The following is an 11,644-nucleotide window of genomic DNA, read 5'->3' as shown; positions in this document are numbered from 1 at the left end:
CAATAATGTTATGCCAATTCAGGTTTTGTTAGTAGAAGACAATCCAGGGGATGTGGAATTGACACGCATTGCTTTAGAAGATAGCAAAATCTCTGTCAATCTCAATGTTGTGGAAGATGGGGTGGAAGCAATGGCATTTTTGCGAAAAGAAGATAAATATGCCGATGCACCCCATCCCGATATAGTGCTACTGGATTTGAACTTACCGAAAAAAGATGGACGGGAAGTCTTAGCCGAGATTAAAACCGATGACAATTTCAAGCGTATTCCTGTAGTAGTGCTGACAACTTCCCAAGCTGAAGAAGATATTCTTAGGGCTTATAACTTAGCTGCTAACTGCTATATTGCCAAGCCAGTTGATTTTGATCAATTCGTTAGAATTGTACAATCTATAGAAAACTTTTGGTTTGCGATCGTCAAACTGCCACCGGAGTAAGGCTATGGCAGATAAAAATATTCAAGTTTTATTAGTAGAAGACAATCCTGGTGATGTTTTTTTAATTCAAGAGTTAATCAAAGAAGTTCATACAGTTAATGTAAATTTACATACAGTTGAGCAATTGTCAGAAGTTGTTCACCTGCTAACTAGAGAGGTTAATAGCTCTGAGTTTGATGTCATATTGTTAGATTTATCCTTACCCGATAGCCAAGGCATTGAAACTTTTATTCAAGCTTATAACCAAGCTAAAACCATTCCCATTATCGTCCTGACTGGTATAGATGATGAAAACTTGGCCTTAAGAGCCATGCAAGAAGGCGCGCAAGATTATTTAGTCAAAGGACAAGTAACTGGTGATTTACTTGTCCGTTCTATGCGTTACGCCATAGAACGCCAACACATAGAAGATGCACTGCGTCAAAGTGAAGAACGATTCCGAGTAGCTTTAAAAAACTCTCCTATTTTTGTATTCAATCAAGATAGAGACTTACGTTATACCTGGGTTTATAACCAAAGGGCTGGGTGGACAGAACAAACAATGTTGGGCAAACAAGACTGTGAAATCATGCCCCATACCGATGCCCAAGCTTTAACGGCAATTAAGTATCATGTTTTAACTACAGGGATAGGCACTCGTGCTGAAGTATCGATTACGACTCATAAAGGTATGAGATATTATGATTTGACCGTTGAACCCTTACAAAATGAATCACAAGAAATTGTTGGTATAACTTGTGCCAGCATCGATATTACTGAACAACAAATTGCTTTACAAGAGCGTCAATTAGCAGAAGCTAAAATTCGTGAGCAAGCAGCATTAATCAACATCAGCACCGATGCTATTTGTGTACGTGATTTACAAAATCAGATACTTTTTTGGAATAAAGGGGCAGAAAATTTATACGGTTGGCAAGCGCAAGAGGTAATCGGAAAAAATGCCAGTGAAGTATTGTTTCCTGAACCTTCCCCAGAGATCGAATTAGCTCTTCTACAAGTTATTTCTCAGGGGAAATGGCAAGGAGAATTAAACAAAGTGACTAAAAATGGTAAAGAAATTGTCGTTGCTAGTCGCTGGAGTTTAGTTCGTGATGAAGATAATAAACCAAAATCAATTCTGACTGTAGACACAGATATTACCCAGAAAAAATATTTAGAAGCCCAATTATTGCGTACCCAAAGATTAGAAAGTATAGGCACTTTAGCAAGTGGTATTGCTCATGATTTAAATAATATTCTGACACCGATTTTAGCCGGAGCGCAATTATTACCTCTAAAATTTCCCGACGTAGATGAACGCACACAGCATTTATTAGAAATTTTAGAAATCAATGCTAAACGTGGTGCTGATTTAGTCAAACAAGTATTGTCTTTTGCTAGAGGTGTAGAAGGTAAACGTATCACTTTGCAATTGAGGCATATTATTGCAGAACTGGCCAAAGTTTTAAAAGAAACATTGCCTAAATCTATTGAAGTAATTACAGATATCTCGAAAGATTTATGGATGATTTCTGGAGATAGTACGCAGTTACATCAAGTGATGATGAATCTTTGTGTCAATGCTCGTGATGCCATGCCTAATGGGGGAACTCTGACGATTACGGCGGAAAATCTCCTAATTGATGAAAATTATGCGCGCATGAATTTAGAAGCTACCGTCGGCCCTTATATAGTGGTGACGGTTGCAGATACAGGTGTAGGTATTTCTGAAGATAACTTAGACCGCATTTTTGAACCGTTTTTTACTACCAAAGCCGTAGGACAAGGCACAGGTTTGGGACTTTCGACAGTAATTGGGATTGTGAAAAGCCACGGTGGTTTTGTGAATGTAGATAGTGTTTTGGGGAGTGGTACTATATTTAAAGTTTACTTGCCAGCCGTAGAAAGTACAGAAATATTTAGTACAGACGAGTTGATTCCATCCACGGGCAAGGGCGAATTAATTTTGATTGTCGATGATGAACCAGCAATCCGCGATATTACCAAAACATCCCTAGAAAGCCACGAATATCAAACTTTAGTTGCTAGTGATGGGATTGAAGCGATCGCAGTCTACGCTAAATATGTAGATAAAATTAGTGCTGTATTAGTAAATCTCATGCTTCCAGGACTGGATGGTTTAACTACTATCCGCACTCTCAAAAAAATTAACCCCGATGTCAAAATTGTTGCCACCAGTGGCTTAATTGCTAAAAATAAGCTGGGAGAAATAGTCAACACCGGCGCAGCCACGTTTTTATCTAAACCCTACACTATTAACGAATTATTGTTGGCTTTAAACCAAGTAATGGGTTAACAGGGAATAGGGATGCTTTTGGATGGGGATTTAAACAGAGTCTAAAACTTGATTTTATATAAATCAAATAATTCTCCCGTTAGTCTGGTGACAATTTTAGCCCCAGATGCTTTGATGGTTTTTTCCCATTCATTGACAGTTTCTAGAAATACTTCTGCACCTAAGTAAGTTTCTAGCACCGCCCAATCTTCTGCTAAAGGGTGTTCGGGATTGAGAATATCAAAGACAAACAGCCCGCCTGGTTTCAACACCCGTTTAACTTCTGTTAAGACCGCACTCCAATATTCTAGGGGGAAATAGCAGCTAAAACCGGTAGCGATCGCTAAATCAAATGTCCCAGAAGCATAATTTAATTGATGTGCCGCCCCTAACTCTACCCCTTTAAATAACTTAGAATTCAACTGTGAACCACGAGAATTCAACGTATCTCGTGCCACATTACTAATTTCTTGACCGTAAAAAAACGCCTGCCAATCACGCCAAGGATAAATCAAAAAACTCACACCACAACCAATATCTAAACAGTGGTGATTTTTTTGGGGTTTAGCTATTTCCCAAAAAGGCGAAACAATTCTTCCTGTCAAAAGTCCCGATTTCCACTCTTGAAATATAGGCATCGCCTGCACTTCTTCAGGCAATTCAAAAAGCTGATTTTGATATTGTTTATTAAACCGAAGTGTAACCTGTGCTATGCGTTGCTGCCATTTTTCCTGTTGAGAATTGAGAGAAAACAAAGGACTGTAAGAAGAATTTTTAGACATTTTGGGGGACTATTGACTGCTAAGTGTTAACTTTTGACTGGGTATTGAGGATAGGATTTTACCCCTACACCCCTATACCCTTATACCCCTACACCCCTATAATCTACTTCACCCCTAATAATTCCACATCAAACACCAGAGTAGCGTTAGGGGGAATCACGCCGCCAGCACCACGAGAACCATAACCTAGTTCTGGGGGGATGATTAATTGACGACGACCACCAACTTTCATGGTACTAAGTCCTTCATCCCAGCCTTGAATTACTTGACCAACGCCAATAGTGAAACTAAAGGGACGATTGCGATCGCGGGAACTATCAAATTTAGTACCATCTGTTAAAGTACCAGTGTAATGTACTGTCACAGTTTGTCCCTTTTCTGGTGTTGCACCAGTTCCCTCTTCTAGTTCCACATACTTTAGACCAGAAGGGGTAGTAACGGCGTTGGAAGCATCAGACAAAGCATCAGACATATGATTATTCGCTATTAAGGTATTGTTTTCTGTAACGCTTGTGGCCACTACTGGAGTAGTTGGGGTCACAGTCCCAGCAATAGCAGATTCCTGCTTACCACCAATTTGTGACAACACTAACACTACAACACAGACCAGCATGACAGCCACGCTGAGTAAAATTGCTTTCAAAATTAGCCCTCCCTACAGAGGTAGTTTGGCAATGAAAATTACCAACAGGACAAAATTAGTTTAAAGCACAAGCAGTTCTTAACGCCAAAGCTTATTCTCTAAATCTCTGACTTGTCTTTCTAAACGGTCAATTCTCCCCCGCAGTTCATCTACCTCTGACTGACGCGCCACTCCTAAATCCTGCATCATATTTCGCATTTGCCGTTGCATTTGAGTTTCCCAAGTTCCCTGCTCGGACTTTAAATGCTCTACAATGTCATCCATCACGGTTTTTGCTTGTTCAGGATTCAGTTTGCCATCCTTTACTAATTCATCGCTTACTTCTTTGAGTTTCTCCGCCATTAGAGAAGTCGTCCCAATACCAAGCATCATTAGTTGCTGCAACCAGTTGTTGCTGTCCATACTTCCTTCCTGTTATTTATTTCAAACCAGCTAATCCTTGCTTGTGAGTGTGTGCAATCAAGCTATGCTGGAAGCTTAGTTTAATCTAGCCTACAGCTCTATTCTGGCAAATTGGCGAAGAGACGGGGTGAAAGGTTTTGGTTATAGAATTTCTGAAGTTTAAAGTTGCCCCTGAAACACGAGACAATTATCTCCAACAGGATGCAGCTATTTGGACAACTGCCTTAGCTAAGTATCCAGGGTTTTTAGGTAAAGAAGTATGGATTAACCCCCATGATCCTACAGAAGTCACATTTATTATCCGTTGGGCAACCAAAGAACAGTGGTTTGCCATACCCCCAGAAGATTTAGTCACCATAGAGCATAAGTTTAGCCAAGCCGTTGGTAATACCTACGAGTTAATAGAATCAAAAGAGTATCAAATATGGTAATTCTTTGAATAATGACTATTGACTAATGACTATTGACTAATAAATTTCAAAATCCCAAATCTAAAATTTTTTATGCCATTTTTACCACCAATGAATATGATGGACTTCTTTCGTAAGAGTGAAGGGGTCTGGTTTACACAACGTACAGTACATCACTTTGATGCGGTGGCGGATCAGTCGGGAGAATCAAAGCTTTACGTAGGCGTGATTACAGTCGATGATCCGCGAGTCCAAGCCATTTGTGAACAGCAAGGTATTGATCCTACAAAAGCCAACGGTGGAGCTAGCTTCATGTGGCAAGAACATGAAGATGACCGAGAACCCAATCCTGATCATGCAGCTGTACTGGTGGATGTACCTGATGACGAAACTGGCACATCAGGTAAATTACTTCGTAATCAAGGCTATGTAGAAAGGATTCCTGTGGTTAGTCGCTACTGGTTTGGTAAAGATGGGATTTTAACTATCGATACTGAATATGAGAGTAACCAAGGACAAGAACGCTGTTGGTTTATGACAGATGATTTCCGCGTGCGTGTTAGTACCGTGCGGATGATGAGCGGTGTCTATTTAATGACCTACTGCTCTGAACGCCGCTATTTGACTGATGCGAATTTAGCAACCATGATGCAACACAATTTGTCTAGAGCATCAGTCTAAACAATGGGAATAGGGAATGGGGAATAGGGAATAGGGAATGGGGAATGGGGAATGGGGAATGGGGAATGGGGAATTAAAAATTTGTAAATCATACGTTTTATCTATTGGTTAATCGTAGATTTTATAAGTAATTGCTTGAATTTTATTGCCTTTTTTCGTGTTTCAGCACAACTCGTATAAATTCAGATTTCACTGATTACAAAAGTCAGACTCAGCAAAGCTTTTAGAAATTGCCTCGATATCATAATTTTTGGTGAATCAGTAGCAATTCATCGCATATTTATAATTTTTGGTGTCCTTAAAACAGTATAATTACTACCCCAGAATTAACTACGTATATCTGCTGATTTTTTACGCATACTTCATGAGAATTTAGTATGAGGCGAACAACAAACTCAGTATAATTCTGTATTAGTTGAGGGCGACCGGAAATTTATTTTTGTATGAGGGAGTTGGCATGATTACCCGTGATGATTTTTGGATTCTCGCAGATGATACTCGCTTGGAAACTGAATATGTAGCTGACAGGAAATTACATTATTTACAGATTGCTCCACTAGAAACACTACAAAATATCTGCCTTCAATATCGGTATTTTATTCAAGAGTATCCTAATAATCTCGGTGTTTTAGTTTCTAAACTTCCTTATGGAAAGATGAAAAGTTTAATGGCACAAATCTTGGCAGAAGAATTAGGAGAAGGGGATAACAAGCTGACACACCTGAGACTGTTTGATGATTTTCTCCTCAGTATTGGGATTAGGGAAGATGCACTAGAAAATTCCATCAATCAGGAAAATACCGCTTTATTGAATGAGATTAAGCAATTAACTATCCATAAGTCGCCAGCATATGCTATTGGCTTGTGTGGCATGGGAGGAGAATGTCTTTGTCAGATTTATCTGACTAATATGTATAAGAATCTGCTCAAGAATCCTTATATTAAGGATAATAAAAAAACCATTGATTGGGAATTTTGGAATATTCATGTTGGTGATGCTGATGTTACTCATCGCAAATTAGTTAGACAGGGAATCAATGAAATAGTAGATGTTGATCTGGCTTGCGTGAGTGATTTAGCGGCTGGTTATCAGAAAGCTAAACAAAATTGGGATACATTTTGGGGTAATATTTACCGCATCTCTGCACCTCAATTACAGGAAGCAATGACTTTTGCTTAATTTTTGGTAGCAGTGATTTGATGAATTTTGTGTAACCCATAGCCTTGTAGGGGAGAAACTTCAAAAGTAAGTTTCAGCCCTTTTCGCCATTGGAAAATAGTTCAAGAACAATAAGGTTGAGTTAAGCAAAGTTCTGTGGTGGAGGGAAGGGAACAGGAAACGGGGAACAATAAAAGCAAAAATTGGCTGTTCTCCAAGTTTTGGAAATCTCTTTGATGACTTACAGAAAATAAATTATCCAATTTCTGAGAGAGAATATTTTAATTTTCCCCCTGCTCCCGTTCGGCTGACGCTCACGGCGGAAGCCTGCCCCCTGTTGCCACAGCGATTGTATTTTTTTAGTTAGAAGTCCCTTTTCGCTCACGTTAAGGATCGTTACTTTGTTTAACGTATTCGAGACTACCTGTCCTGAAATCCTTTATTCTGATGGGTTAAGGCAGATGAGTCTATAAATTCTTATGTATAAGTGCTTTGTTGAGCATCTAGAAAAATCGCTTTTGCAACGGTTTTCATTACAGAGTCGCCCAATTCCAGCAGGACTAGAATATAAAGTTAGCGATCGCGGTAGAAACCCTGCTACCATCCAAAGCTGGTGTTATCAATGTCCTGAGTTGCGGAAAATTCGCTATACATACATTGACGCAGGCGCAAGCGCGCAAATTATGAATAGCGTGATTTATCCTAGTCACCACTATGATTTACCCTTACTAGGTATAGACTTTCTGTCTTTTGGTCAGGTGAAAAACCTGATTGTGATGGATTTCCAGCCCTTATTTCAGGATGAGGCTTATCTAAAAAAATATATTCAGCCGTTGCAGACATTGCACGAGAAATATCCAGACCTGTCACAAGACTTGGAAATGAAGTTTTATGATGCTAATCAGTATTTCTCCCAATATCTGCTATTTGCTAAAACCGATGCAGAAACAGTGAAAACACGGGTGTTTGCCGCCTTCAAAGATTATCTGGACTTATACTGGCAAATGCTAGAAGCCGCAGAGCCTCTAAGTGATCAGTCAGACATTCAACGGATTGTCAAAGCTCAAAAAGATTACGACCAATACAGTGCTGACCGTGACCCCGCCTCTGGTTTATTTAGCAGCTATTTTGGTCATGAGTGGTCAGAACGGTTTTTACATGAGTTTTTGTTTGAAGACGCTGTGCCTTTAGCCGCTAAGGTTGGTAAATAAGAGTCAATAGTCAATAGTCATTAGTCAATAGTCATTAGTTATTAATCATTTTGAATTTTGAATTTTGAATTTTGAATTGAATATGACTCTCTATCAGCCGTTTTTAGATTATGCGATCGCGCTGTTGCAGGAGCGTTTGGATTTGCGTTCTTATCCCATTCCTGCCGGCTTTGAATCGAAGCAAGCAACTGTAGGTAAAGGTAAACATCAAGAAGAAGTCTTGACGACTAGCTACGCCTATCAATCTCCTAAACTTCGACAAATCCGCGCAGCTCATGTCCAGGGAGGAAAATCCCTACAAGTGTTAAATTTCGTAATTTTCCCGCATTTAAACTATGATTTGCCCTTTTTTGGAGCAGATTTAGTTACTCTGCCAGGAGGACACTTGATTGCCTTGGATATGCAGCCTTTATTTCGTGATGATCCGACCTATCAGGCGAAATACACCCAGCCTATCCTGTCAATTTTTCAAGCACATCAGCAGCATTTGCCCTGGGGAGGCGACTTTCCCGCCGAAGCTCAACCATTTTTTTCGCCTGCCTTTCTCTGGACGCGTCCCCAACAAACGGAAGTTGTAGAAACTCACGTTTTTGCCGCATTTAAAGACTATCTCCAGGCATATTTGGATTTTGTAGAGCAAGCAGAAGCCTATACCAATGCTGAATCCTTAAAGGATATTGAGCAGGCGCAGCTACGTTATCTACGCTATCGAGCCGAGAAAGACCCAGCCAGGGGAATGTTTAACCGCTTTTACGGTGCGGAATGGACAGAAGAGTATATTCACGGCTTCTTATTTGACCTAGAACGAAAGCTACTCGTTACCAGTGAGTAAGGGAATCTCAGGCATGGGGGCAGGGTGCAGGGGGCAGGGGAGGAAAGGTAGACAAGGTAGACAAGGTAGAATTTCTGATCCGATGCCCAATGCCCAATGCCCAATCCCCAGTCCCCAATCCCCAATCCCCAATCCCCTTTCATTTTCGCAACATTTCTTAATATTCGCCGCTCAGATTCCTGTAACTCAATATTCCCGGACGAATTTTTATGTAATTGATTGCGTTTCATTAAGCTGTATGGGGCAGTTTATGCCTTGAAAACCTTACCCTGTAAGCAATACACCTGTGTTTACAGGCTTGTTATAACGAAACAAGTGTTTGCAATTTGTAATAAATATCGATCCAACGACATAGTATAAACAAAGTAATGGAAAACTTAAGGACGAGGTGGCGGTGAGATATACCCAGTCACCTGTATGAATAAAGTTTTCCGACTATTAAAGAAATGTAAATTTTCCCAAGCTTCCCTGTGGAAGATCAGGGAGCATTTCAAGGGTTGTCATCCACTGGCGAAAGCATTTGAGCTGAATCCAGTTTGGCTGTAACCTGAACCAGACTCGAATAAATCCATTACGGAGATTGACGTTATATGTTCGACGCTTTTGCAAAAGTGGTTTCCCAAGCTGACGCACGCGGTGACTATCTCACCACTTCTCAACTAGATGCTCTGAGCGCAATGGTTGCAGATGGCAACAAGCGCATGGACACCGTAAACCGCATCACCAGCAATGCTTCTACAATCGTTGCAAATGCAGCTCGTGCATTGTTCGCAGAACAGCCTGCATTGATCGCACCTGGTGGAAATGCTTACACAAGCCGTCGTATGGCTGCTTGCTTGCGCGACATGGAAATCATCTTACGCTACATCACCTACGCAATCTTCGCTGGTGACGCAAGTGTATTAGACGATCGCTGCCTCAACGGTTTGAAAGAAACCTACTTGGCTTTGGGAACTCCTGGTGCTTCCGTAGCAGTTGGCGTTCAAAAAATGAAGGATGCTGCATTGGCGATCGCAGGTGATACCAATGGTATTACCCGTGGTGACTGCTCTGCATTGATGGCTGAAGTAGCTAGCTACTTTGATAAGGCTGCATCAGCAGTTGCATAAGAAGGCGACTGAGCCAATCATTTAACCCGCCACAAGCGGTTTTGAGTCATCAATAAAATCCTTAAAACAAGATTATTTGGAGAGAATCCGACAATGAAAACCCCTCTAACCGAAGCAGTAGCAGCTGCTGATTCCCAAGGCCGTTTCCTCAGCTCCACCGAAATTCAAATCGCTTTTGGTCGCTTCCGTCAAGCTTCTGCTAGCATCCAAGCTGCTAAAGCATTGACCGAAAAGTCTTCTAGCTTGGCTTCTGGTGCTGCTAACGCAGTTTACCAAAAATTCCCTTACACCACCTCCATGCAAGGGCCTAACTTCGCTTCTACCCAAACAGGTAAAGACAAGTGTGTACGTGACATCGGCTACTACTTGCGGATGATCACCTACTGCTTAGTTGTTGGTGGTACAGGCCCATTGGATGACTACCTCATCAGTGGTATTGCTGAAATCAACCGCACCTTCGACTTGTCTCCTAGCTGGTACATTGAGGCTCTCAAGTACATCAAAGCTAACCACGGTTTGAGCGGTGATCCTGCTGTTGAAGCAAACTCCTACATTGACTACGCTATCAACGCATTAAGCTAATTAGCGATAGTTCTTTGCCCGGAGGGGTATGCAATTGCTGACTCAGGTTAGTTGTTGTTTACTCCTCCGGGCATTGCTATTTTTAGGGGTGTAGGGGTGTAGGGGTATAGGGGTGTAGGGGTGTAGGGGTTTAGGGGTTTAGGAGAAAATAATCAATTAAATCTTTACACCCTCACACCCTCACACCCTTACACCCTTACACCCTCACACCCCTACACCCCTTCAACTCCAAGATATAATCAAGCCCTTCCCAATTAAAAGTTATGGATGAAGTCTCTGAAATTCAAAGTGATGGTTCATTAACGGTAGAACAGGCGATCGCCAATCTGCAAGGAGAGGATTTGGGTTTGCGTGTGTATGCTGCTTGGTGGTTGGGACGGTTTCGGGTGAATGAGCCGGTAGCAATTGATGTTTTAATCGCCTCCTTAGAAGATGAGGACGATCGCACAGATGCAGGTGGTTATCCTCTGCGACGTAATGCAGCTAGAGCTTTAGGCAAATTAGGAGACAAGCGAGCTGTTCCAGCATTAATCCACTCGTTGGAATGTTCTGATTTTTATGTCAGGGAAGCAGCCGCCCAATCCTTAGAAATGTTGGGAGATTTATCTTGCATTCCCAGATTAATCGAGTTACTTAATGATCAAGTTCCCGGTACATTACCTGCACCAGAACCGCCTCAACTAGCTCAACCCTTTGATGCAATTTTAGAAGCCTTGGGAACTCTCGGCGCACAGGAAGCGATTCCTGATATTTTGCCTTTTCTTGATCATTTTGTTCCCCGTGTGCAGTTTGCCGCCGCCCGTGCTATGTATCAACTGACTCCAGAGCCACAATTGGCGAGTCAGTATGGCGATCGCTTAGTACAAGCCCTAGCTAATGATGACTTACAACTGCGACGCGCTGTATTAGCAGATTTAGGTGCGATTGGATACTTACCAGCAGCCGATGCGATCGCCCAAACCCTAGCAGAAAATAGCCTCAAGTTGATATCACTAAAAGGTGTATTGGAAGCACAACTAAAATTCACCACACCCCTAGAATTGTCACCAGGGGCAATCAAAGTCATGACCTTGATGGATGAATTGTTGTAACAGTCCAACCTGAAGACATTAAAATATAGAA

14 protein-coding genes are annotated in these 11,644 nt (G+C 41.4%); 10 read left to right on the top strand and 4 right to left on the bottom strand.

The window, feature by feature from the left end:
- The first annotated feature begins 10 nt into the window (after positions 1–10).
- On the top strand, positions 11–436 hold the full coding sequence (locus CV014_RS10685; protein ID WP_236142065.1) for a response regulator: 426 nt from the start codon (positions 11–13) through the stop codon (positions 434–436).
- Between the two features lie 4 nt (positions 437–440).
- A complete protein-coding gene (locus tag CV014_RS10680) occupies positions 441–2,732 on the top strand; it encodes a hybrid sensor histidine kinase/response regulator (protein ID WP_236142006.1) in 2,292 nt (763 codons plus the stop codon).
- A 41-nt stretch (positions 2,733–2,773) separates the two neighbouring features.
- Here the strand turns inward: CV014_RS10680 and CV014_RS10675 are convergent, their stop codons facing one another.
- The 3 genes from CV014_RS10675 to CV014_RS10665 form a co-directional block, all read right to left on the bottom strand.
- Positions 2,774–3,493, bottom strand: a complete 720-nt coding sequence (locus CV014_RS10675; RefSeq protein ID WP_236142005.1) for a class I SAM-dependent methyltransferase — start codon at positions 3,491–3,493, stop codon at positions 2,774–2,776.
- A gap of 103 nt (positions 3,494–3,596) precedes the next feature.
- Positions 3,597–4,136, bottom strand: coding sequence for an FKBP-type peptidyl-prolyl cis-trans isomerase (locus CV014_RS10670; protein ID WP_236142004.1), 540 nt, complete (start codon positions 4,134–4,136; stop codon positions 3,597–3,599).
- Between the two features lie 78 nt (positions 4,137–4,214).
- A complete protein-coding gene (locus CV014_RS10665) occupies positions 4,215–4,538 on the bottom strand; it encodes a phasin family protein (protein ID WP_103138963.1) in 324 nt (107 codons plus the stop codon).
- 137 nt (positions 4,539–4,675) lie between these two features.
- Between CV014_RS10665 and CV014_RS10660 the strand changes: the two genes are divergently transcribed.
- The 5 genes from CV014_RS10660 to CV014_RS10640 all read left to right on the top strand — a co-directional run bounded on the left by CV014_RS10660 (position 4,676) and on the right by CV014_RS10640 (position 8,831).
- Positions 4,676–4,969 carry a TIGR03792 family protein gene (locus tag CV014_RS10660; protein ID WP_236142003.1) on the top strand — a complete coding sequence of 98 codons (294 nt, stop codon included), beginning with the start codon at positions 4,676–4,678 and terminating at the stop codon, positions 4,967–4,969.
- 96 nt (positions 4,970–5,065) lie between these two features.
- On the top strand, positions 5,066–5,629 hold the full coding sequence (locus CV014_RS10655; RefSeq protein WP_236142002.1) for a phycobiliprotein lyase: 564 nt from the start codon (positions 5,066–5,068) through the stop codon (positions 5,627–5,629).
- Positions 5,630–6,086: 457 nt separating this feature from the next.
- Positions 6,087–6,809, top strand: a complete 723-nt coding sequence (locus CV014_RS10650; RefSeq protein WP_236142001.1) for an iron-containing redox enzyme family protein — start codon at positions 6,087–6,089, stop codon at positions 6,807–6,809.
- Between the two features lie 458 nt (positions 6,810–7,267).
- Positions 7,268–7,999, top strand: a complete 732-nt coding sequence (locus CV014_RS10645) for a 15,16-dihydrobiliverdin:ferredoxin oxidoreductase (protein WP_236142000.1) — start codon at positions 7,268–7,270, stop codon at positions 7,997–7,999.
- A gap of 82 nt (positions 8,000–8,081) precedes the next feature.
- On the top strand, positions 8,082–8,831 hold the full coding sequence (locus tag CV014_RS10640; RefSeq protein WP_236141999.1) for a phycoerythrobilin:ferredoxin oxidoreductase: 750 nt from the start codon (positions 8,082–8,084) through the stop codon (positions 8,829–8,831).
- Here the strand turns inward: CV014_RS10640 and CV014_RS10635 are convergent.
- Positions 8,811–8,963 (bottom strand): hypothetical protein, encoded by a 153-nt coding sequence (locus tag CV014_RS10635; protein WP_236141998.1) that lies wholly within the window; start codon positions 8,961–8,963, stop codon positions 8,811–8,813. The genes CV014_RS10640 and CV014_RS10635 overlap by 21 nt on opposite strands.
- Positions 8,964–9,421: 458 nt before the next feature.
- Between CV014_RS10635 and CV014_RS10630 the strand changes: the two genes are divergently transcribed.
- The 3 genes from CV014_RS10630 (at position 9,422) to CV014_RS10620 (ending at position 11,613) form a co-directional block, all read left to right on the top strand.
- Positions 9,422–9,940: a phycocyanin subunit beta gene (locus tag CV014_RS10630; RefSeq protein WP_103138957.1), complete on the top strand. Its 519-nt coding sequence runs from the start codon at positions 9,422–9,424 to the stop codon at positions 9,938–9,940.
- Positions 9,941–10,033: 93 nt separating this feature from the next.
- A complete protein-coding gene (cpcA, locus tag CV014_RS10625) occupies positions 10,034–10,522 on the top strand; it encodes a phycocyanin subunit alpha (protein ID WP_236141997.1) in 489 nt (162 codons plus the stop codon).
- 263 nt (positions 10,523–10,785) lie between these two features.
- Positions 10,786–11,613, top strand: a complete 828-nt coding sequence (locus tag CV014_RS10620; protein WP_236141996.1) for a HEAT repeat domain-containing protein — start codon at positions 10,786–10,788, stop codon at positions 11,611–11,613.
- The last annotated feature ends 31 nt before the right edge of the window (positions 11,614–11,644 follow it).

This window comes from Nostoc sp. CMAA1605, assembly GCF_021596505.1.
Classification (GTDB): Bacteria; Cyanobacteriota; Cyanobacteriia; order Cyanobacteriales; family Nostocaceae; genus Trichormus.
Note: the sequence above shows the minus strand (reverse complement) of the source record. Positions and strands in the feature narration are given on the sequence as shown.

Bases quoted from the DNA above. Each gene is read 5' to 3' on its own strand.
- CV014_RS10655 (WP_236142002.1), top strand. From the start codon at position 5,066: ATGATGGACTTCTTTCGTAAGAGTGAAGGGGTCTGGTTTACACAACGT.
- CV014_RS10685 (WP_236142065.1), top strand. From the start codon at position 11: ATGCCAATTCAGGTTTTGTTAGTAGAAGACAATCCAGGGGATGTGGAA.
- cpcA (WP_236141997.1), top strand. From the start codon at position 10,034: ATGAAAACCCCTCTAACCGAAGCAGTAGCAGCTGCTGATTCCCAAGGC.
- CV014_RS10640 (WP_236141999.1), top strand. From the start codon at position 8,082: ATGACTCTCTATCAGCCGTTTTTAGATTATGCGATCGCGCTGTTGCAG.
- CV014_RS10680 (WP_236142006.1), top strand. From the start codon at position 441: ATGGCAGATAAAAATATTCAAGTTTTATTAGTAGAAGACAATCCTGGT.
- CV014_RS10650 (WP_236142001.1), top strand. From the start codon at position 6,087: ATGATTACCCGTGATGATTTTTGGATTCTCGCAGATGATACTCGCTTG.
- CV014_RS10665 (WP_103138963.1), bottom strand. From the start codon at position 4,538: ATGGACAGCAACAACTGGTTGCAGCAACTAATGATGCTTGGTATTGGG.
- CV014_RS10630 (WP_103138957.1), top strand. From the start codon at position 9,422: ATGTTCGACGCTTTTGCAAAAGTGGTTTCCCAAGCTGACGCACGCGGT.
- CV014_RS10620 (WP_236141996.1), top strand. From the start codon at position 10,786: ATGGATGAAGTCTCTGAAATTCAAAGTGATGGTTCATTAACGGTAGAA.
- CV014_RS10645 (WP_236142000.1), top strand. From the start codon at position 7,268: ATGTATAAGTGCTTTGTTGAGCATCTAGAAAAATCGCTTTTGCAACGG.
- CV014_RS10675 (WP_236142005.1), bottom strand. From the start codon at position 3,493: ATGTCTAAAAATTCTTCTTACAGTCCTTTGTTTTCTCTCAATTCTCAA.